We start from the raw sequence: 21,817 nt of genomic DNA, 5'->3' as shown, positions 1-21,817 counted from the left end.
ACCCGGCGGCTTGCTTGCCGTTGTTCCGTGTCAGTGGAGGCGCATTATAGGGAGTTCTGAGACGTTGACAAGCCCTGTTTTCAAAAAATTATTCAACCGTCTCTTTTTTGTGCAAAACGCCGTTAAAGCGGTAATTTTTCCAGCGTCGAGAAGCCATAGCGATGCAAAACGGGTAAAAGTTGTTCCGTTTCTGCCGTCAACGCCATGCAGAATGCTTTATTCTCGTCGCTGGACTTCGCGTCCGGCGCTTCATGCTCTAACAGCCAGGCGGTGCGACGGGCAATCGCCGCGCCGGAATCGATCAGCCGCGTGCCCTCGGGCAGAACGTGCTGCAGCTCCTCCTGTAAAAGAGGAAAGTGGGTGCAGCCCAGCACCACCGTATCCGGCGGCTCCTGCATCCGCAGCCACGGGCGCAGGATACGGCGCAGTTCTTCTAACGGCACAGGCTCGCCGTGCAGCTTCGCTTCCGCCAGCTCCACCAGCTCCGCCGACCCCAGCATTTCAATCCGACATTCATTGGCAAAGCGGTCGATCAGCTCACGGGTATAAGGACGCTTTACGGTGCCGCGCGTCGCCAGCAGGCCGACAATGCCGTTCGCCGTTAAGCGGGCGGCGGGCTTGATCGCCGGCACCACGCCGACAACGGGGAAGGCGAACTTTTCACGCAGAGCAGGCAGGGAGACGGTACTGGCGGTATTGCAGGCGATCACCGCCAGCGCCAGGGGATAACGCTGCTGGACAGCGGTGACGATTTCCACAACGCGCTCAACGATAAACTCCTCGCTCTTCTCGCCATAGGGGAAGGCAACGTTATCGAAAGCATAGATGTAATGCAGATTCGGCAGCAGCTGCCGAATCTCATTATAAACCGACAACCCACCGACGCCGGAATCAAACACCAGCACGGTGGGACGTGGATCAGAAGGTGTAGCTGCCAGACAAGGTGTATTCCCGTCCTGCAGATTGGTAGCCATAAACTGTCTCGTAATCTTTATCGAACAGGTTGGCTATTTTACCACGAACTGTCAGGTGTGAGGTGACGGGATACGATAAACCGACATCCCAGAGGCTCAACCCACCCATATTGACGGTACGCGAGTTGTCGTAATCATAATCGTAGCGCTTGCCGATGTAGTGATACGTCACATCCCACCCCAGATCGTAGACCTGGCCGTTCAGCTCGTATTTCACCTGCTGCTTCGCCCGGCGATAGAGGATCTTGTTAGTTTCATCATCGCGAGGGTCAACATACTGCAGCGTCAGATGGTGCTCCACCGGCCCTGTGGTGACATTCCCTGTCCACTCCAGCCCCTTGATTGTCGCAGACTTGACGTTGTAATAGGCGTTGTTGTCGTAATCGATGAGGTTTTGAATCTCATAGCGATACGCGGAGAGACGCCAGTCGACCGGCCCCGTCAACCCTTCGAGGCCCGCTTCCCACTGCTTCGACTCCTCTGGCTTCAGGTTCGGGTTAGAGGCGATGCCAAAACGTTCTGCGCCGTACTGCTGTCCGAGGGAGGGGGCGAGGAATCCTGTACCGTACGAGAGCGTTGTCCGATAACCCTCGATAAATTCCCAGCCTGCCGCCGTCTGCCAGGTACCGTGCCAGCCAAACTGCTCGTCATGATCCTCACGGCCGGAAGCTTCCAGCGTCACGCTGTCAATCTGCTGCTGGCCCGTCAGATAAAGACCGGTGGTATCGCGCTTATACACGTCGGTACTGGTCGTTCCGCTGGATTTCAGCTTCTCCTGTTTCCAGTCTACGCCACCGCTCACTGCGCCATGGCCCACCACAACATTATTTCCCCATTGGATATAGCGTTGTTCCATATCATCCAGGGTGGTGCCCGCGGCATAGCGGCCAGCGTCGCTGCTGTAGTTGTAATCTTTAATACGCTGATAGTTCGCAATCAGCTGGGAGGAGTAAATTCCGGAATGGTAGTGCAGACCGGTGTCCCAGGATTGGGTATAGGACTGATCTTCATCGTTTCCACCTGCGTAGCCCCAGTTACCCTGGTCATAGTCAGCATTGGCGGAATAACCATAGCCGCGGAAGAACCCCGAGAAGTTGTCATCGAACTGATGCTGTACCCCGCCCCATAGCATTTTATTGCGGTAGCCGTCGCGATCGCTGTCGCCGCTATAAGAGGAGTTCGGCTGGACGTTAAACCCTTTGGTGGTCTGATAGGCGCCGGCAGCGGTAACCAGCGTATCGCCAAACCGCTTGTTAAAGGCGCCATCGTAGGACTGATAGCCGTTCGTTCCCGCGCCGGCGTTGATCTGCGAACGCTCAGCATCGGTCATGGTGATGATGTTCACCACCCCGCCGATCGCCCCGGAGCCGTACACCGCGGAGCGCGGGCCGCGGATGTATTCCACCCGCTGGACCAGAGAGATAGGGATCTGACTGATATCCACGCCGTTGGAGATCCCCGGACGCGCCATCGGCACACCGTCGATCAGCACCAGCACGTGGCGAGCCTCCGTCCCCCGAACATACAGCGAAGCGCTCTGCCCCATGCCGCCGTTGCGGGCAATATCGACGCCGGGAAGACGACGCATGACATCGTTTAAATCTTTGGACTGCCAGCGGTCGATGTCATCGCGCGTCACTATATCGGTCGGCGCCAGCACGGTATTGACCGGCTGTTGAAAACGGTTTGCTGTCACCACCAACGTGTCTGAATTGCTGTCCTGCGCCCAGCCGGAAAATGCCGTGACGGATAAGGCCGTCATCAGCGAAGCTTTTTTAATCATTGTAAAAGCATCCGAAACAGAAAAAGGATGCCGCAGGTTTTATCAGTTGCTCGCGACGATAAAACCCAGTGCGACGTATTCCGGCAGGTCTTCGGGCTTGGAGGCTGTTTCAAGAAATAATGACTTCCCACGGCTAACCGCAGTGTCTGCACCGAGTGCGCTCATTTCTCACCTTCCTTACCGCTGCGCGTCAGCCCCAGATTTCCACTGGGTTCCCTTTTAACTCACAGGACCGGTAGGCGAATGCTACAATCAGAAACATATAGATGTCCAGACTGCTAATTATATTTCCCGCGGCATTCGAGGCTGGACATCCCCGGCGCTTTCCCTACAATCCCCGCGTACTTATTTTATTCAGGATACATCATGACCCCCGAACACCTTCCTACCGAACAATACGAAGCGCAGCTGGCAGAAAAAGTCGTCCGTTTGCAAACCATGATGGCGCCTTTCGCCGCGCCGGTTCCGGAAGTGTTTCGTTCGCCGGTCAGCCACTACCGTATGCGCGCCGAGTTCCGTCTGTGGCACGATGGCGACGACCTGTACCATATTATTTTCGATCAGCAGACCCGGTCGCGGATTCGCGTTGACAGCTTCCCGGCCGCCAGCGCGCTCATCAATCAGCTGATGACCGCCATGCTGGAGGGCGTGCGCAACAATCCCGTGCTGCGCCATAAGCTGTTTCAGATTGACTATCTGACCACCCTCAGCAACCAGGCGGTCGTCTCGCTGCTGTATCATAAAAAGCTCGATGATGCCTGGCGTGAGCAAGCGGAGGCGCTGCGTGACGCCCTGCGAGCCCAGGGGCTCAATGTGCATCTGATTGGTCGGGCGACTAAAACTAAAATCGAGCTCGATCAGGATTATATAGATGAACGCCTGCCGGTTGGCGGTCGGGAGATGATCTACCGTCAGGTGGAAAACAGCTTTACCCAACCGAACGCGGCCATGAACATTCAGATGCTGGAGTGGGCGCTGGATGTCACCAAAGGGGCGACCGGCGACCTGCTGGAATTGTACTGCGGCAACGGTAACTTCTCGCTGGCGCTGGCGCGTAATTTCGATCGCGTACTGGCCACTGAAATCGCCAAACCGTCGGTGGCGGCGGCGCAGTACAACATCGCCGCCAACCATATCGACAACGTGCAGATTATCCGCATGGCGGCTGAAGAGTTTACTCAGGCGATGAACGGCGTGCGTGAGTTCAACCGGCTGCAGGGTATCGATCTGCAAAGCTATCAGTGCGAGACTATTTTCGTCGATCCGCCGCGTAGCGGGCTGGACAGTGAAACGGAGAAAATGGTGCAGGCCTATCCGCGCATACTGTACATTTCGTGCAACCCGGAAACGCTGTGCCGTAATCTGGAAACGCTAAGTCAGACGCACAACGTTACCCGGCTGGCGCTGTTCGACCAGTTCCCGTATACCCATCACATGGAGTGCGGCGTTCTGCTGACCCGGAAATAGGCCAAAAAAAACCGGCAACGTCATATTGCCGGTTTTTTATCACTGGCGGCTTATTCAGCGGCGGTATTTTTGCGGTTACGCATCTTGTAGCCAATCCAGAAGACCATCGCGACGGACAGAACGGCCGGGAAGAAGTTAGAGCCGATATCCGGGTACTCCGCACGCACGACGGTGCTGTACAACAGCACCCCGAGAATAAAAAAGGCGGCGGCCAGGCCCGGTAGCCCGACGGGCATACTGCGATTCTGATAGCGCTGATGCAGACAGTAGACCGTCAGCAGCAGGGATAAGATGGGGAAGACGGAAAACGGAACTATCGAACTGAACAGCGCCGCAAAGGCGCCATTAATAGATAACCCGGCAATCAGCGCCAGCAGCAGCGTACCTTTATCTTGAACTGAGTGTTTCATTGCTCGTCCTTCACGTTATTCGGAATGATGTGACATTTTTTCTTGTTCACGGCGATACCAGTAATACGCGCCTTTAGAGATCATTCTGAGCTGCAGTACCAACCGTTCTTCCAGCTGTCGGCGCTGTTCAGGGCCGACATCCAGCGCTTCCGCGCCAGCGCTAAAAACGATGGTGACCATAGCTTCAGCCTGCGCTTCGGTAAAGGCGCGCGGCATATGGTTTTCGAGTTCTAAATAGTCGGCGAGTTCCGCAATAAAATGCTGGATTTCGCGTGCGACGGCGGCGCGAAACGCCGCAGACGTTCCCGAGCGCTCGCGCAGCAGCAGGCGGAAAGCGTTCGGGTTGTTACCGATAAACTCCATAAAGGTTGAGACCGAGGTGCGGATCACGCTGCCGCCTTTGGCAATCCGCTGGCGCGCCTGGCGCATCAGCTGGCGCAGCATCAGTCCGCTCTCATCGACCATCGTCAGGCCTAACTCATCGACATCGCGAAAATGACGATAAAAGGACGTCGGCGCGATCCCTGCTTCCCGCGCCACTTCACGCAAGCTCAGGCTGGCGAAACTCCGCTCAGCGCTAAGTTGGCTGAATGCCGCTTCCACCAGCGAACGGCGGGTTTTTTCTTTTTGTTGTGCTCTTACGCCCATCACGATGTATGAATCCTTCCAATAGCCCTGCTGGCACTATACCAGAGATTAAAACTAATCGGTTTGCCCTGGATTGTGAATGATTGTTTACGAGCCGTTTCTGCTTTTATGCCGCAAAAAAGCACAACGATAATTGGGTTAAAGCGCAGCGAATGTTATCATCGTGTTTATTTTATGTATAAAACAGGTGAGTAATGCCATGTCACACTCTTGGGATTATGATGCAATAGTGATTGGTTCCGGTCCTGGCGGCGAAGGCGCCGCCATGGGACTGGTGAAACAGGGAGCACGCGTTGCCGTCATCGAGCGCTACCATAATGTCGGCGGCGGTTGCACCCACTGGGGCACCATCCCGTCGAAAGCCCTCCGCCATGCCGTCAGCCGTATTATCGAGTTTAACCAAAACCCCCTCTACAGCGACCACTCCCGCCTTCTTCGCTCTTCTTTCGCCGACATCCTTAACCATGCCGACAGCGTCATCAACCAGCAGACTCATATGCGCCAGGGATTCTATGAGCGCAACCACTGTGAAATTCTGCAGGGCAATGCCCACTTCGTTGATGAGCATACTCTGGCGCTGGAGTGCCATGACGGCACGGTCGAGACGGTGACCGCGGAGAAATTCGTTATCGCCTGCGGATCTCGCCCCTATCATCCGGCGGATGTCGATTTCCACCACCCGCGCATCTATGACAGCGATTCGATTCTCAGCCTGCAGCATGAGCCGCGCCATGTGATCATTTACGGCGCCGGGGTAATCGGTTGTGAATATGCGTCGATCTTCCGCGGCATGGAGGTGAAGGTCGATCTGATCAACACCCGCGATCGTCTGCTGGCCTTCCTCGATCAGGAGATGTCAGATTCGCTCTCCTATCACTTCTGGAACAGCGGCGTGGTCATTCGCCACAACGAGGAGTACGAAAAGATTGAAGGCGTTGATGACGGCGTCATCATGCATCTGAAATCCGGCAAAAAGCTCAAAGCGGACTGCCTGCTGTACGCCAACGGCCGCACCGGCAATACCGACACTCTGGCGCTGGAAAACATCGGTCTGCAGACCGACAGTCGCGGCCAACTGAAGGTCAACAGCATGTACCAGACCGCCCTTCCGCACATTTATGCGGTTGGGGATGTCATCGGCTATCCGAGCCTCGCCTCCGCGGCGTACGATCAAGGACGCATTGCCGCCCAGGCGCTGGTGAAAGGCGAAGCCTCAGCGCATCTGATTGAAGATATCCCGACCGGGATCTACACCATTCCGGAAATCAGCTCCGTCGGGAAAACCGAGCAGCAGCTGACGGCGATGAAAGTGCCGTATGAGGTGGGTCGCGCTCAGTTTAAACACCTGGCGCGGGCGCAAATCGTTGGCATGAGCGTGGGAACCCTGAAGATCCTGTTCCACCGGGAGACCAAGGAGATCCTCGGCATTCACTGCTTTGGCGAACGCGCAGCCGAAATCATTCACATCGGCCAGGCGATCATGGAGCAGAAAGGTGGTGGTAACACCATTGAGTACTTCGTCAACACCACCTTTAACTACCCGACCATGGCGGAAGCGTACCGGGTTGCCGCGCTGAACGGCTTAAACCGCCTGTTTTAACGCCTTGTCGAAATGGCCATCCATCGTGCCGCGGATGGCCTCCGCCAGATGTTCATAGCGGCTGCGCAGCGGTGAGCCCGGACGGTAAACCAGACCGATGGTGCGTCTTGGCTCTGGCTTAATGCACGGCAGGTAGACCACGCCATCGCGTTTTCTTTCCTGCGGCACTGCCAGCGCAGGCAGCAGGGTAATACCGCTGCCTGCCGCCACCATATTGCGCAGCGTTTCCAGGCTGGTCGCGCGGAAGTGGGTATCCTCATCCGCCCCCGCTTCAAAGCAGAAGCCCATCGCCTGATCGCGCAGGCAGTGGCCATCCTCCAGCATCAGCAGCTTTTCACCGGCCAGATCCGACATCGGCACCCGGTCGCGGTTTGCCCACGGATGATCTTCATAGATAGCCAGCATCATCGGCTCATCGAACAGCGGCACCTCGATAAAGGCCTCGCTCTCTTTGACCAGCGCCAGGATGGCGCAGTCGAGCTTACCGCTGTCGAGCTGAGCCAACAGCTGATGGGTCTGCGCTTCGTGCAGATACATTTCCAGCTTCGGGAAGGTCTGATGCAGCATCGGAATGATGTGCGGTAGCAGGTACGGGCCAATTGTCGGGATCAAGCCGATATGCAGCGGCCCGGACATGGTTTCCCCTTGTTGGCTTGCCATCTCCTTGAGCACTTTTACTTCGCGTAACACGGTACGCGCCTGATCCACCAGCAACAGCCCCGCCTGGGTAAACAGAACCTTACGGCTGGTGCGCTCCAGCAGCATGACGCCAAGCTCATCCTCCAGCTTGCGGATCTGTCCGCTGAGCGTCGGTTGGCTCACATGGCATGAGTCAGCCGCCCGCCGGAAGTGGCGGTGTTCGGCGAGCGCTACCAGGTATTCAAGATCGCGAATATTCATTATTCATCCTCCATCGCCACGATAGTCCATGGCGATAGATAGCATAGCAACGAACGATTATCCCTATCAAGTTTTCTGTTCAATAATACGCCCATAAAGACGGTGAACCTGTGAAAACCACTGACCCGTCACACTGTTTCTCTACCCAAACAACTAAAGCCAACGTGAACTTTTGCGGACCTTGCGTCCGCTTTTTTTTTGCATAAAAAACCCGGCGTCGCTGGGCTCGGCCGGGTCAGGGAAGACAGATATCTGTGGATTAACTCAGACGGGCCTTCGCCTCGCCGATAGCCTGCGCCACCTGCTGCGGCGAGACGCCGCCTTTTGCCGCGCGTTTATCAAGGCAGGACTGCAGCGACAGGATCGGATAAACATCGTCCGCAATCACCGGGCTGAATTTCTGCAGGTCGGCCAGGGCCAGCGCTTCCAGCGGTTTCCCTTGCGCAATGGCTTCCACCACCGCTTCACCGACAATATGGTGCGCCTCGCGGAACGGTACGCCTTTCGCCACCAGATAATCCGCCAGCTCAGTGGCGTTGGCATAGCCCTGCTGCGCCGCTTCCGCACAGCGCGGACGTTTCACCTGGATGCCATCCAGCACCAGGGTCGCCATATGCAGGCAGTCGAGCCAGGTATCCAGAGCGTCGAAAAGTCCCTCTTTATCTTCCTGCATATCTTTGTTGTAGGCCAGCGGCAGCCCTTTCAGGGTCATCATCATGCCGGTCAGCGCGCCCTGCACGCGGCCGCATTTGCCACGGATAAGCTCCAGGGCGTCCGGGTTTTTCTTCTGCGGCATCAGCGAGGAGCCTGAGGTTACGCGGTCGGAAAGCTCGACGAAATTCGCTTCGCCAGAGTTAAAGAAAATCAGATCTTCCGCAAAGCGCGACAGATGGACCATGCCGATAGAGGCATCGGAAAGCAGCTCCAGAACATGGTCGCGGTCGGACACGCTGTCGAGGCTGTTGCGGGTGGCGGAGGCAAAGCCCAGCCAGCCGGCCAGCTGCTCGCGGTCGATTTCATACGCCGTCCCCGCCAGCGCGCCGCAGCCCAGCGGGCTAACGTCGAGGCGCTTCAGCGCGTCCTGCAGGCGGCTTTCATCGCGCGCCAGCATTTCGACATAGGCCAGACACCAGTGCGCGAACGTCACCGGTTGGGCGCGCTGCAGGTGGGTGTACCCCGGCATCACCGCGTCCTGGTTCTGCTGGGCCGTCTCCACCAGCGCGCTCTGCAGCTGGCGGTTCGCCGACAGCAGTTCGACAACGGTATCTTTGCACCACAGTTTAAGATCGGTAGCGACCTGGTCGTTACGGCTGCGGCCGGTATGCAGTTTCTTGCCCAACTGGCCCACTTTGTCGATCAGTTTGCCTTCCACCCAGCTGTGAATATCTTCAGCATCGCTGGCGAGGATTTGCTGCGGATTGGCGCGCACCTCTTCCAGTAGCACGTTCAGCGCTTCTTCCAGCTGCTGTTGTTCATCGGCACTCAGTACGCCGACCGTTACCAGCGCTTTCGACCAGGCGACAGAGCCAACGATATCCTGCTCCGCCAGACGATAGTCGAAGCGCAACGAGTCGTTGAACTGTTTGAACCGTTGATCTGCTGCCTGTGTAAAACGCCCGCCCCAAAGTGCCATAACATGCTTCCTTTATTCGTTAGTTCCGCCGGTGGCGTTGTGCCTCCCCGGCCTACGGTCTTGTAAGCCCGGCAGACAACGCGCCGCCGGGCATGAAATCTTAAGCCAGAATACGTGTGCCGATAGGCGTGCCGTTAAACAACGCCGGCAGCTGCTCGGCGTGACGCCAGGAGGCGATATCCACCGGACGGCCCAGAGCACGCGCCGCGTCGAGGGCCGCATTCACTTTGACAATCATGCCGTCAGTGATAATCCCCTGCTCGATCAGCTGCTCCGCTTTCTCGGCGGTCATCTCGGCAATACGCTGCCCTTTACCGTCGAGGATACCGCTGACGTCAGACAGCAGGATCAGATCCGCCCCCAGGGTAGCCGCCAGCGCCGTCGCCGCCTGGTCAGCATTGACGTTCATCAGCTGGCCCTCGTCGGTCACGCCGATAGAGCTCACCACCGGCAGGTAACCGCCCGCCAGCAGGGTGTTGATCAGCGTCGGAGAGCCCGGCTGCGCCAGCCCGACATGGCCCAGCTCAGCATCCAGCTGTGTCACCTTCACGCTATCGCCATCGCCGAGGAACAGGCCGACAGAGGCCAGACCGTGCTTTTTCGCCCACGCCAGCAGCGTCTTGTTGGCGGTTCCCGCCAGCGCGCCGGTGATGATGTCGATTTGCTCAGCCGGCGTCACCCGCAGACCATTTTTCTTCTGCACCGGCAGGTTGAGCTGCTTCATCAGCTCATCCACCACGCAGCCGCCGCCATGGACGATAATCAGCGGACGCTGGTGCGCTTCACGGTAATTGACCAGCGCGGTAAACAGACGCTCCAGCGCTTCTTCGCTATCGAGTAATACGCCGCCGAGTTTGATAATTAATGGGTTCATCATCACACCTTAAATAAGAGACTGCGTCTCAGCGAAGCCGAAACGAATATTCGCGCACTGCACCGCCTGCGCTGCGGCGCCTTTCAGCAGGTTATCTTCTGCCGCGACGACGATGAGATGGTCGTCCTGCACGGCAAAACCGATATCACAGAATGGCAGACCTTCGACGCTTTTCAATGCGGGCACGCCTTTATCATATAAACGTACCAGCGGTTTATCGGCGTAAGCCTGCTGGTAAACCGCCGCGATCTGCGCATGGCCAACGCCCGGCTTCAGGCGGCAGGTAATGGTTTCCAGAATGCCGCGCTTAAAATTACCCAGATGCGGGGTAAAAATCACCTTCGCTCCGAGGTGGCTGGCAATCTCCGGCTGATGACGATGGTTAAAGATGCCGTATGGCTGCAGGCTGACTTCACAGAAGCTGTTGCCGATCGCGGCTTTGCGTCCCGCGCCGCTCACCCCGCTGGTGGCGTTGATCACTGGCCACTGGTTGAGATCCAGCAGACTGGCATCAATCAGCGGCTTCAGCGACAGCTGCGCCGCCGTCGGGTAGCAGCCAGGCACCGCGATTAACTGCGCTTCTTTAAGCGCATCCGCGCTCCACTCCGCCAGACCATACACCGCCTGTTTAAGCAGGTCGGGATGCTGATGAGTGAAACCATAATATTTTTCGTAGAACGCCCCATCGTTAACGCGGAAGGCACCGGAGAGATCGAACACCACGCAGCCGGCGGCAAGGAACTGCGGCGCCAGATCGTGACTCACTTCGTGCGCGGTGGCGAGAAACACCACGTCCACGCCAGCGCTGAATTCGCTGATATCGGACATCGGCTGCAGCGGCATATCGACAATGCCTTTGAGCTGCGGATGCAGGTCGGAAATTAATTTTCCCGCATCATTGCTTTGCGCGGAGACCGTCAAAGCGGTTATGTTCATATGCGGATGACGATTGATATAGGTCACCAGCTCTGCGCCGGCATAACCACTGGCACCCACAATCAGCGTATTTAACATTGGAAGCGCATCTCCTTACATTCGATGGGTTTTCTTACGCTCAACGATATTGTATTTTTATTCACAATAAATGCATGAATATTGATACTATCACGACCCAAGGTGTGTCAACAATGAAAAACAATTTACCGCCCTTTATCGAGATTTACCGCGCGTTGATCGCCACACCGTCCATCAGCGCGACCGAAGAGGCTCTCGATCAGAGCAATGAGTCTTTAATCAATTTGCTGGCCGGCTGGTTCCGCGATCTCGGCTTTAATGTCGAGGTACAGCCGGTGCCGGATACGCGCCATAAATTCAACCTGCTGGCCAGCACCGGACACGGCGCCGGCGGCCTGCTGCTCGCCGGGCATACCGATACCGTGCCGTTCGATGACGGCCGCTGGACGCGCGATCCGTTCACCCTTACCGAACACGATAACAAGCTCTACGGCCTCGGCACGGCCGATATGAAAGGCTTCTTCGCCTTTATTCTCGACGCCCTGCGCGATGTCGACGTCACCACGCTGAAAAAACCGCTGTATATTCTGGCCACCGCCGACGAAGAGACCAGCATGGCCGGCGCGCGCTATTTTGCCGAAACCACCCGGCTGCGCCCCGACTGCGCCATCATCGGCGAGCCCACCTCCCTGCAACCGATCCGCGCCCATAAAGGACATATGTCCAACGCGATCCGTATTCAGGGCCAGTCCGGCCACTCCAGCGATCCGGCGCGCGGGGTCAACGCGATCGAGCTGATGCACGACGCCATCGGTCGGATTATGCAGCTGCGCGATTTGCTAAAAGAGCGCTACCACTTCGAGGCGTTCACGGTCCCTTACCCGACCCTCAACCTCGGCGCCATCCATGGCGGCGATGCCTCAAACCGTATCTGCGCCTGCTGTGAACTGCATATGGACATCCGCCCGTTGCCGGGGATGACCCTCAACGACCTCAATGGTCTGCTGGACGAGGCGCTGGCCCCGGTCAGCGAACGCTGGCCGGGCCGCCTGACGGTCTCGGAGCTGCATCCGCCGATCCCCGGCTACGAGTGCCCGCCGGACCATAAGCTGGTGCAGGTGGTTGAGAAACTGCTTGGCGCCCAGACCGACGTGGTGAACTACTGTACCGAAGCGCCGTTTATCCAGACGCTGTGCCCAACGCTGGTTCTCGGCCCGGGCTCGATCAATCAGGCCCATCAGCCTGACGAGTTTCTGGAGACGCGCTTTATCAAGCCGACGCGGGAGCTGATTAGCCAGGTGGTTCACCACTTCTGCTGGCACTAAAATCGCCCTCTTTTTCCGCCCCGCTCTCCCGGGGCGGAACGGTGACGATCGTCACATTTCCATAAGCGATGCTTATCCAGCGCCCCCTGAGTTAAATTTCGCAAATTACGGGTATTTACTCGTTTGCTGAAGCGATTTCGCAGTAATTGACGTGGGGGTATTTACGTGGCTTTATAAAAGACGGGTTGCTTATCCGTTGCTCACGTTCCAGCGCAGCGGATATAACAAAATAAAATGAGATGGGGTGTCTGGGGTAACATGAACGAACAATATTCCGCATTGCGTAGTAATGTCAGTATGCTCGGCAAGGTGCTGGGCGATACCATCAAGGATGCATTGGGAGAAAATATTCTTGATCGTGTCGAAACTATCCGTAAGTTGTCCAAATCTTCACGCGCCGGCAACGAAGCTAACCGCCAGGAGCTGCTGACCACGCTGCAGAATTTGTCTAACGACGAACTGCTGCCGGTGGCCCGTGCCTTCAGCCAGTTCCTGAATCTGGCCAACACCGCTGAGCAGTACCACAGCATTTCGCCGAATGGCGAAGCGGCCAGCAATCCGGAAGTCATTGCGCGCACCCTGAGAAAGCTCAAAGACCAACCCAATCTCAACGAAGACACCATCAAAAAAGCGGTGGAATCTCTGTCCCTGGAGCTGGTGTTAACCGCCCACCCGACCGAGATCACCCGCCGGACGCTGATCCATAAAATGGTGGAAGTGAACAACTGCCTCAAGCAGCTGGATAACAAAGATATCGCGGACTACGAGCACCACCAGCTGATGCGCCGCCTGCGCCAGCTGATCGCCCAGTCCTGGCATACCGATGAAATTCGTAAGCACCGCCCTTCCCCGGTCGATGAAGCCAAATGGGGCTTCGCGGTGGTGGAAAATAGCCTGTGGGAAGGGGTGCCTAACTACCTGCGCGAGCTGAACGAACAGCTGGAAGCCAACCTCGGCTATCAGCTGCCGGTGGACTTTGTCCCGGTGCGTTTCACTTCGTGGATGGGCGGCGACCGCGACGGCAACCCGAACGTGACCGCCGATATCACCCGCCACGTGCTGCTGCTCAGCCGCTGGAAAGCGACCGATCTGTTCCTCAAAGATGTGCAGGTGCTGATCTCCGAGCTGTCGATGGTGGAGTGTACTGACGAATTGCGCGCCCTGGCCGGCGCCGAGGGCGCTCAGGAACCGTACCGTTACCTGATGAAAAAACTGCGCACTCAGCTGATGGAAACCCAGGCCTGGCTGGAAGCGCGTCTGAAAGGTCAGAAGCTGCCGAAACCGGCGGGACTGATCACTCAGAACGAGCAGCTGTGGGAGCCGCTATACGCCTGTTATAAATCGCTGCAGGCCTGCGGCATGGGCATTATCGCCAACGGCGAGCTGCTCGACACCCTGCGCCGCGTGAAGTCTTTCGGCGTACCGCTGGTGCGTATTGATATCCGTCAGGAAAGCACCCGCCACACCGAAGCGCTGGGCGAAATGACCCGTTACCTCGGGATCGGCGATTACGAAAGCTGGTCAGAAGCCGACAAACAGGCTTTCCTGATCCGCGAACTAAATTCCAAACGTCCGCTGCTGCCGCGCCAGTGGGAGCCAAGCGAAGAGACCCGCGAAGTTCTCGACACCTGTAGAGTGATCGCCGAGGCGCCGCGCGGATCGATCGCCGCCTACGTGATCTCGATGGCCAAAACGCCGTCCGACGTGCTGGCGGTTCATCTGCTGCTGAAGGAGGCCGGGATTGGCTTTGCCCTGCCGGTGGCCCCGCTGTTCGAAACGCTGGATGACCTGAACAACGCCAACGACGTCATGACCCAGCTGCTGAATATCGACTGGTACCGCGGCTTTATCCAGGGCAAACAGATGGTCATGATCGGCTACTCTGATTCCGCGAAAGACGCAGGCGTGATGGCCGCCTCCTGGGCGCAGTACCAGGCGCAGGACGCGTTGATCAAAACCTGTGAGAAAGCCGGGATCGAACTGACGCTGTTCCACGGTCGCGGCGGCTCCATTGGCCGCGGCGGCGCGCCGGCCCACGCCGCGCTCCTCTCACAGCCGCCGGGAAGCCTGAAGGGCGGCCTGCGCGTTACCGAGCAGGGTGAGATGATCCGCTTTAAGTACGGCCTGCCGGAAGTCACCATCAGCAGCCTGTCGCTCTATACCAGTGCGATCCTCGAAGCCAACCTGCTGCCGCCGCCGGAACCAAAACCGCAGTGGCGCGACATCATGGCCGAGCTGTCCGACGTGTCGTGCAAGATGTATCGCGGCTACGTGCGTGAAAACAAAGATTTCGTGCCTTATTTCCGCTCCGCCACTCCGGAGCAGGAGCTGGGCAAACTGCCGCTGGGTTCGCGTCCGGCAAAACGTCGTCCGACCGGCGGCGTCGAGTCGCTACGCGCCATTCCGTGGATCTTCGCCTGGACCCAGAACCGCCTGATGCTTCCAGCCTGGCTGGGCGCTGGCGCTGCGCTGCAGAAGGTGGTTGAAGGCGGAAAACAGAGTGAACTGGAAGCGATGTGTCGCGACTGGCCGTTCTTCTCCACCCGCCTCGGCATGCTGGAGATGGTTTACTCGAAGGCCGACCTGTGGCTGGCGGAGTACTACGATCAGCGCCTGGTGAAACCAGAGCTGTGGGCGCTGGGTACCGAGCTGCGCAAGCTGCTGGCTGCCGATATCAACGTCGTGCTGGCCATCGCCAACGACTCCCATCTGATGGCTGACCTGCCGTGGATCGCCGAGTCTATCCAGCTGCGTAATATCTATACCGACCCGCTGAACGTCCTGCAGGCGGAACTGCTGCACCGTTCGCGCCAGGCTGAAGAAGAGGGCAAAGACCCGGATCCGCGCGTTGAACAAGCGCTGATGGTCACCATCGCCGGCGTCGCCGCCGGTATGCGTAACACCGGCTAATCGCTGTCTTTCCCCCGGCCGCCCGGCCGGGGGATTTTTCACCCGTTCTAGTGGTGCAGCATCTCATCAACGATCTGCTCTTTATGCAGCGCATACGGATAATAGGTCGGCCAGTTATCCATCTCTTTCAGCAACGCTTCCTGTGATTCATTGCCCATGAAAATATGGAAATGCTGCGATTTACGCGGGCCAATGATATGGTCGCTGAACTGGACATATTTTGGCGCGCTGGCATCTCCCTGCTGGCACTCGAACAGATAACGTACGCCCTTCTTACCGGAGGCGTAATGCAGGATTTTGTAGCCTGAATAGCGGTATTTGCAGCTGTTGACGGTCTCGCCAATGTGGAACTCAATCACGTCATCTTCAATGCCAATCTGTTCCACATCGGTGGCGTAGCCCTTCTTATAATAGGCGCGATACTCCTCCACGCTCTTGCCGCCGGGCTTTTTCGCCTTCTGCTCCAGCACCGGATCGAGATCGCCGTTGAGCAGATACGGGTTCACCGACTGCCAGACGCCCTCCCAGTCGCTCAGCGCGCGGTCCTGCACATCTTTATCCGCAAAAATGCCTTCGCTGGCCTGACGCTCCACTTCGGTTAGCGCCGGCCCATGGCTATGGTTGCCGTGGGCGAACGCCTGGGCGCTGGCTAGCGCCATGCCGAGTCCCAAGGCCAGCAGGGGGATCTTTCTGGTCATTACTCTCTCCTGAGTTTGCTATCAATGGTGACAAATTGTTACGATATAACATATCGTAACTGAGAAGCAATAGCGACAGGCTGGCGCTTTTACCGCTGGAATAATGTCCGGTATGATGAAAGGGGTGATGCACGGGGCGGAACAATGATGGACAACGATATCAATCAACTTATTGATGCATTGCTAAAAAAGCAGACCAGCCTCGGACGGGTTTATTTCGCCGGCGAGACGCGCTCGCCTGCTGAACCGGTGGTGCAGGTTGATTTTCCCCGTCTGAATATCCTCCTCGATGGTCAGCTGCGCGACCAGGCGCTCGGCGATAACGCCCCGCTCCTGGAGGCCCATGACGTGCTCTATATTCCTGGCGATAGCTGGAACTGCCCACAGTGGCAGGCGCCCTGCCTGCTGTTAAGCATCCTGTTCGCTAAGCAGCAGCTGGAGTGCTCGCTGCAGCGCTGGAATGGCAAGACGATCGCCGTTGTTGAAAAGCTACAGGCGCTGCGTCGCGGGCCGCGCGTCGGTTCCTTCCTGCTGCAGGCGCTCAACGAGATCCGGATGCAGCCGCAGGAGCAGCAAACCGCCCGCAGCATCGTCATCAGCCTGCTCAGCCACTGCCATGATCTTCTCGGCAGCCAGGCGCAAACCTCCTCGCGCAGCCAGGCGCTGTTCGAGGCAATCCGTCAGTACATCGAGGTCCATTACGCGGAGCCGCTGAGCCGGGAATCGGTCGCCCAGGCGTTCTATCTCTCTCCCAACTATCTTTCCCATCTGTTCCAGAAATGTGGGCCAATGGGCTTCAATGAATATCTAAACCACATTCGTCTCGAACAGGCCCGTATGCTGCTGAAGGGCCACGATATGAAAGTGAAAGACATCGCCCACGCCTGCGGCTTCGCCGACAGCAACTACTTCTGCCGCCTGTTCCGCAAAACCACGGAACGCTCGCCGTCTGAATACCGCCGCCAGTACCATAGCCAGCTGACGGAAAAATCGTCCGTGGCAAAAAACTAGATTTTTGTGTGTTAAACCTGACTTTTGTGCGCGCTATAGTTTCCTGCCATCCCAGCCAGCGTCGATAAATGTGATCTAAATCATCCTTAATCGCGATGCGTACATTTATCCAGTTTTTGGCAAATTTGTCATCTGGCGATCCTTCGAACGAAAGCCGTATGCTTACCTCAACGACAGCACCGAATTAAGCATTGAGGAAAACGCTATGGAACTCTATCTGGATACCGCCAACGTCGCCGAAGTGGAACGCCTGGCCCGCATCTACCCGCTGGCCGGGGTGACCACCAACCCGAGCATTATCGCCGCCGGTAAAACCCCGGTCTGGGATGTACTGCCGCGCCTGCAAAAAGCCGTTGGCCCGGAAGGAATTCTGTTCGCGCAGACCATGAGCCGCGATGCGCAGGGCATGGTGGCAGAAGCCAAACGCCTGAGCAACGCCGTGCCGGGCATCGTGGTCAAAATCCCGGTCACCGCCGAAGGCCTCGCCGCTATCCAGCTGCTGAAGAAAGAAGGTATCCCGACCCTTGGCACCGCCGTCTACAGCGCTTCACAGGGTCTGCTGGCCGCGCTGGCCGGCGCAAAGTACGTCGCGCCTTACGTTAACCGCGTCGACGCTCAGGGCGGGGACGGCATCCGCATGGTGCAGGAACTGCAATCCCTGCTGGAAATGCATGCGCCCGAAAGCAAAGTGCTGGCGGCAAGCTTCAAAACGCCCCGTCAGGCGCTGGATTGCCTGCTGGCTGGCTGCGAAGCAATCACCCTTCCACTAGATGTAGCGCAACAAATGCTCGGCACCCCTGCGGTAGAGTCAGCCATAGAGAAGTTTGAACAGGACTGGAATAACGCCTTTGGCACGCTGAACCTGTAACCGGACCCGCGCGCCGCCTGCGGGCGGCATCACGGTCATCGAGGAGGAATCGAAATGGATCGCATTATTCAATCACCAGGCAAATACATCCAGGGCGCAGGCGCCATCAAGCGACTTGGCGACTACCTGAAACCGCTGGCCGAACGCTGGCTGGTCGTTGGCGATAAATTCGTGCTGGGATTCGCGGAAGAGATGCTACGCAAAAGCCTGGCTGACGCCGGCCTGGCGGCGGAAATCGCGCCGTTTGGCGGTGAATGTTCGCATAATGAAATCAATCGCCTGCGCGATATCGCCGGCAGTGCGAAATGCACCGCCGTGCTGGGGATCGGCGGTGGTAAAACCCTGGATACCGCGAAAGCGCTGGCCCATTTTATGAAGGTGCCGGTGGCGATCGCCCCCACCATCGCCTCCACCGATGCGCCGTGCAGCGCGCTGTCGGTGATTTACACCGACGAAGGCGAGTTCGACAGCTATCTGATGCTGCCGCACAACCCTAACATGGTCATTGTCGATACGCAGATCGTTGCTGGCGCGCCGGCTCGCCTGCTGGCCGCCGGGATTGGCGATGCGCTGGCCACATGGTTCGAAGCCCGCGCGTGCTCACGCAGCGGCGCCACCACCATGGCGGGCGGGAAATGCACCCAGGCGGCGCTGGCGCTGGCCGAGCTGTGCTACAACACCTTACTCGAAGAGGGTGAAAAAGCGATGCTGGCCGCCGAACAGCACGTGGTCACTCCGGCGCTGGAGCGGGTGGTGGAAGCCAACACCTATCTGAGCGGCGTCGGTTTTGAAAGCGGTGGCCTGGCGGCAGCCCACGCGATTCATAACGGCATGACGGCCATCCCTGACGCCCACCACTATTATCACGGTGAAAAAGTGGCGTTCGGCACCCTGACGCAGTTGGTGCTGGAAAACGCGCCGGTGGAAGAGATCGAGACTGTCGCCGCGCTGTGTCACAGCGTTGGGCTGCCGATCACGCTGGCGCAGCTGGATATCAAAGGCGACATCCCGACCAAAATGCGCCTGGTGGCGGAAGCCGCCTGCGCTGAAGGCGAAACCATCCACAATATGCCGGGCGGCGTCGACGCCGACCAGGTCTACGCCGCGCTGCTGGTCGCCGACCAATATGGCCAGCGCTTCCTGCAGGAATGGGAATAATCCAGAGCAAAACAAAACACCCGGCGTCAGCCGGGTGTTTTTTATGTTTATCAGCCGGACGCGTCGCCCACTGACGGCGGAAATGGCAAGCACTCAGGCCGGACGCACGCCCAGCGTATGACAGATGGCGTAACTCATTTCGGCGCGGTTAAGGGTGTAGAAGTGGAAATCTTTTACCCCTTCCCGACTTAAGATCTTCACCATGTCCATGGCGATATTCGCCCCCACCAGCTGACGGGTTTCGGCGTCATTATCCAGCCCTTCGAACATTTTCGACATCCACACCGGGATACGAACGTTGGTCATATCCGCAAACTTTTTCGCCTGTTTAAAGTTGGAAACCGGCAGGATACCCGGAATAATTTCCACGTCGATGCCCGCCGAGACGCAGCGATCGCGAAAACGCAGGTAGCTTTCCACATCGAAGAAGAACTGGGTGATCGCGCGGTTGGCGCCTGCCTCGACTTTGCGTTTCAGGTTGAGCAAATCCGCCTGCGCGCTTTTCGCTTCCGGATGCACTTCCGGATACGCGGCGACGGAGATATCAAAATCCCCCACCTCTTTCAGCAGAGTGACCAGATCGGCGGCGTACATCTCCGGTTTACCGCTGCCCGGCGGCAGGTCGCCGCGCAGAGCGACGATATGGCGGATGCCGTTGTTCCAGTAATCCTGGGCGATAGTGCGCAGCTCATCGCGAGTAGCATCGATACAGGTCAGGTGCGGCGCCGCTTCCAGACCGGTTCGCTCTTTAATACCTTTGATGATGCTGTGGGTGCGATCGCGCTCGCCGGAGTTCGCGCCATAGGTCACCGAGACAAACTTCGGTTTCAGACTGCTCAGGCGATCGATGGATTTCCACAGGGTTTGCTCCATTTCACTGGTGCGCGGCGGAAAGAATTCAAAGGACACATTAATCTGGCCCTGGACTTCCGCCAGGCTCTGATTCAGGGCTTCCCGCTGATTGGCGTGAAAAAAGCTCATACCTTACCTCATCAATCGCATGTAATGGCTGTTGTGTTGCGAACTTCTATACGTTTAGACGTCCAGATGTAAAAATGACGGAAAAGCGCCCGGGCGTCAATAGAAAAATCTGCGTAAAGAGTGAGGAAAAGGCTGCCAACATGAAAAAACTTCATCTACCGGCGCTTTGCCAGCCTAAAGAGCCCGCTCTGCGGTCAACATGGGGTAGAACGATATTCAGCATGAGACGAGCGAGTCGTCAGGTGATCATCCAGCAGTGAGAGCCATTGCTGCACGGCTCCTGCCTGGTGAGGCGCATAGATCACCCCAAGGCTTAACGGCATGCTGTCGCCTTCAGCGACAGGACAGAACACTACCCCCTGACGCTGGATCGCGGAAAAGGACGCCGGCAGGAGGATCATGCCTTCCCCACGCGCGATTCGCGCCAGCAGCACATCATGTTCGGCGGGCTCTTCCACATAAGCGGGGGTATAGCCAGCCCGGTCGAAAATGCGCCGCGTGTAGTCAAAGAAATCGGGGTTACGCTCGCGTTTAAACCAGAACAGCGGCCGATGATTGAGCGCGCTTAGCGTTAACGCTGGTATGACGGCTTCCGGCCAGGAGGCTGGCACTGCTGCGATGAGCGGCTCCTGATACGGCAATGGATGCAGGTGCAGCCCTTCAGTATTGAGCGGCAGCGCGACCAGCGCCGCATCGAGTTTGCCTTTGCGCACCTGCTGCGCCAGCGCCGGTGAGGCGTGGCGGGTGATATGCAACCCGGGGGTATGTTCGCTTAGCGCAGATTCAACAGCAGCGAAAATGCCTTGTTCGAAGGCGGTGGTCACGCCCAGACGCAGAGACGGCGGCGAGTGAACGGAGAGCTCACTCAATGCCGCCAGCGTGCGTTCCTGGAGCGCCAGCATGGGCCGAATGATCGCCAGCACCTCTCTGCCCGCGTCGGTAAGGATCAGGCCTTTGCTATGGCGCTGAAACAGCGTCACCCCCAGCTGCGCTTCCAGATAGCGCATATGGCGACTCAGCGGCGGCTGCGAGATAAATAACCGCTGTGCCGCCCGGCTGATGTTATTTTCCTCAGCTACCACGGCAAAGGCACGCAGCAGGCGGATATCAAGAGAATGTAATCGCGAAGTTGTCATACTGAAAAGGTATCACGAAAAGGGTATTACTCAAGTCCGGTAAACTTCCCTACCCTTCCTCTCAACGCATCATCACAGAGAGGAAAAAACGATGTCCAGCGAACGTTATACCACCGGTCAGGAAATGCTTCAGCGCGTGGACGGTAGCGGCGGGGAGGCCGTCGTCAACAGCCTGCGGGATATCGCCCCCGACTTCGCCCGCTATCTGATTGAGTTCCCCTTCGGCGATATTTACGCCCGGCCAGGGCTTGATTTGCGTAGCCGGAAAATCGCCACCATCGCCGCGCTCACCGCGCTGGGTAACGCCGAGCCGCAGCTGAAAGTGCATATTGCCGCGGGATTAAATGTCGGTCTGACGCAAGAGGAAATTACGGAAGTGATCATGCAGATGGCGGTCTACGCCGGCTTCCCGGCGGCGCTAAACGGCCTGTTTGCCGCTAAAGCAGTTTTTGCGGCGCACTAACAAAAAAGACCAGGCCGCGCCTGG

General features: G+C 57.7%; 19 protein-coding genes and 1 riboswitch. Of the genes, 8 read left to right on the top strand and 11 right to left on the bottom strand.

Annotated elements, in window-relative coordinates:
- Positions 1-122: 122 nt before the first annotated feature.
- Together murI and btuB are read right to left on the bottom strand one after the other, a co-directional pair.
- Entirely contained in the window at positions 123-974 is an 852-nt protein-coding gene (gene murI, locus ABLV04_RS15480; protein WP_132136065.1) for a glutamate racemase, read from the bottom strand.
- Positions 919-2,757, bottom strand: a complete 1,839-nt coding sequence (gene btuB / locus ABLV04_RS15475) for a TonB-dependent vitamin B12 receptor BtuB (RefSeq protein WP_032454489.1) — start codon at positions 2,755-2,757, stop codon at positions 919-921. Before btuB ends, murI begins: the two co-directional genes overlap by 56 nt.
- 64 nt (positions 2,758-2,821) lie before the next feature.
- A riboswitch (cobalamin riboswitch) is annotated at positions 2,822-3,009 on the bottom strand.
- A gap of 114 nt (positions 3,010-3,123) precedes the next feature.
- Here btuB and trmA point away from each other — a divergent pair.
- The gene (gene trmA, locus ABLV04_RS15470) at positions 3,124-4,224 is read left to right on the top strand and encodes a tRNA (uridine(54)-C5)-methyltransferase TrmA (protein WP_004203692.1); all 1,101 of its coding nucleotides are present in this window, start codon (positions 3,124-3,126) and stop codon (positions 4,222-4,224) included.
- Between the two features lie 50 nt (positions 4,225-4,274).
- Here the strand turns inward: trmA and ABLV04_RS15465 are convergent, their stop codons facing one another.
- Complete coding sequence (locus tag ABLV04_RS15465; protein ID WP_004203691.1) at positions 4,275-4,634, bottom strand: YijD family membrane protein; 360 nt, start codon at positions 4,632-4,634, stop codon at positions 4,275-4,277.
- Between the two features lie 15 nt (positions 4,635-4,649).
- Positions 4,650-5,285, bottom strand: coding sequence for an HTH-type transcriptional repressor FabR (gene fabR, locus ABLV04_RS15460; RefSeq protein WP_004151856.1), 636 nt, complete (start codon positions 5,283-5,285; stop codon positions 4,650-4,652).
- A gap of 196 nt (positions 5,286-5,481) precedes the next feature.
- Between fabR and sthA the strand changes: the two genes are divergently transcribed.
- Positions 5,482-6,882, top strand: coding sequence for a Si-specific NAD(P)(+) transhydrogenase (gene sthA / locus ABLV04_RS15455; RefSeq protein ID WP_002883016.1), 1,401 nt, complete (start codon positions 5,482-5,484; stop codon positions 6,880-6,882).
- Here sthA and oxyR read toward each other — a convergent pair.
- The 4 genes from oxyR to argC form a co-directional block, all read right to left on the bottom strand.
- Positions 6,865-7,782, bottom strand: a complete 918-nt coding sequence (oxyR, locus tag ABLV04_RS15450; protein WP_002883015.1) for a DNA-binding transcriptional regulator OxyR — start codon at positions 7,780-7,782, stop codon at positions 6,865-6,867. The genes sthA and oxyR overlap by 18 nt on opposite strands.
- Before the next feature lie 259 nt (positions 7,783-8,041).
- Positions 8,042-9,415 (bottom strand): argininosuccinate lyase, encoded by a 1,374-nt coding sequence (argH, locus tag ABLV04_RS15445; RefSeq protein ID WP_048336619.1) that lies wholly within the window; start codon positions 9,413-9,415, stop codon positions 8,042-8,044.
- Positions 9,416-9,515: 100 nt separating this feature from the next.
- A complete protein-coding gene (argB, locus tag ABLV04_RS15440) occupies positions 9,516-10,292 on the bottom strand; it encodes an acetylglutamate kinase (RefSeq protein ID WP_085955164.1) in 777 nt (258 codons plus the stop codon).
- Positions 10,293-10,298: 6 nt separating this feature from the next.
- Positions 10,299-11,303 carry an N-acetyl-gamma-glutamyl-phosphate reductase gene (argC, locus tag ABLV04_RS15435; RefSeq protein WP_025710967.1) on the bottom strand — a complete coding sequence of 335 codons (1,005 nt, stop codon included), beginning with the start codon at positions 11,301-11,303 and terminating at the stop codon, positions 10,299-10,301.
- Positions 11,304-11,416: 113 nt separating this feature from the next.
- On the opposite strand from argC, the gene argE reads away from it, so the two are divergent.
- A complete protein-coding gene (gene argE / locus ABLV04_RS15430; protein WP_023291537.1) occupies positions 11,417-12,568 on the top strand; it encodes an acetylornithine deacetylase in 1,152 nt (383 codons plus the stop codon).
- A 258-nt stretch (positions 12,569-12,826) separates the two neighbouring features.
- Positions 12,827-15,478 (top strand): phosphoenolpyruvate carboxylase, encoded by a 2,652-nt coding sequence (ppc, locus tag ABLV04_RS15425; RefSeq protein ID WP_023291536.1) that lies wholly within the window; start codon positions 12,827-12,829, stop codon positions 15,476-15,478.
- A gap of 47 nt (positions 15,479-15,525) precedes the next feature.
- On the opposite strand, the gene zinT is transcribed toward ppc, so the two are convergent.
- On the bottom strand, positions 15,526-16,176 hold the full coding sequence (gene zinT, locus ABLV04_RS15420; RefSeq protein WP_023291535.1) for a metal-binding protein ZinT: 651 nt from the start codon (positions 16,174-16,176) through the stop codon (positions 15,526-15,528).
- A 69-nt stretch (positions 16,177-16,245) separates the two neighbouring features.
- Between zinT and ABLV04_RS15415 the strand changes: the two genes are divergently transcribed.
- The 3 genes from ABLV04_RS15415 to ABLV04_RS15405 all read left to right on the top strand — a co-directional run bounded on the left by ABLV04_RS15415 (position 16,246) and on the right by ABLV04_RS15405 (position 19,213).
- Positions 16,246-17,187: an AraC family transcriptional regulator gene (locus ABLV04_RS15415; protein ID WP_257394959.1), complete on the top strand. Its 942-nt coding sequence runs from the start codon at positions 16,246-16,248 to the stop codon at positions 17,185-17,187.
- Between the two features lie 205 nt (positions 17,188-17,392).
- Complete coding sequence (gene fsa / locus ABLV04_RS15410; RefSeq protein ID WP_032454484.1) at positions 17,393-18,055, top strand: fructose-6-phosphate aldolase; 663 nt, start codon at positions 17,393-17,395, stop codon at positions 18,053-18,055.
- Positions 18,056-18,109: 54 nt separating this feature from the next.
- Positions 18,110-19,213 (top strand): glycerol dehydrogenase, encoded by a 1,104-nt coding sequence (locus ABLV04_RS15405; protein WP_032454483.1) that lies wholly within the window; start codon positions 18,110-18,112, stop codon positions 19,211-19,213.
- 93 nt (positions 19,214-19,306) lie between these two features.
- Here ABLV04_RS15405 and metF read toward each other — a convergent pair whose 3' ends face one another.
- On the bottom strand, positions 19,307-20,194 hold the full coding sequence (gene metF / locus ABLV04_RS15400) for a methylenetetrahydrofolate reductase (protein WP_023291532.1): 888 nt from the start codon (positions 20,192-20,194) through the stop codon (positions 19,307-19,309).
- Between the two features lie 194 nt (positions 20,195-20,388).
- Positions 20,389-21,330: a LysR family transcriptional regulator gene (locus tag ABLV04_RS15395; RefSeq protein WP_117129504.1), complete on the bottom strand. Its 942-nt coding sequence runs from the start codon at positions 21,328-21,330 to the stop codon at positions 20,389-20,391.
- A 91-nt stretch (positions 21,331-21,421) separates the two neighbouring features.
- Here ABLV04_RS15395 and ABLV04_RS15390 point away from each other — a divergent pair, with 91 nt between their 5' ends.
- Positions 21,422-21,793 carry a carboxymuconolactone decarboxylase family protein gene (locus tag ABLV04_RS15390; RefSeq protein ID WP_180266331.1) on the top strand — a complete coding sequence of 124 codons (372 nt, stop codon included), beginning with the start codon at positions 21,422-21,424 and terminating at the stop codon, positions 21,791-21,793.
- Positions 21,794-21,817: the final 24 nt, after the last annotated feature.

This window comes from Klebsiella sp. JN_Kp127, from assembly GCF_040062505.1.
Classification (GTDB): Bacteria; Pseudomonadota; Gammaproteobacteria; order Enterobacterales; family Enterobacteriaceae; genus Klebsiella; species Klebsiella quasipneumoniae.
The sequence above is the reverse complement of the archived record's forward strand: the minus strand, read 5'-3'. Positions and strand labels throughout refer to the sequence as shown.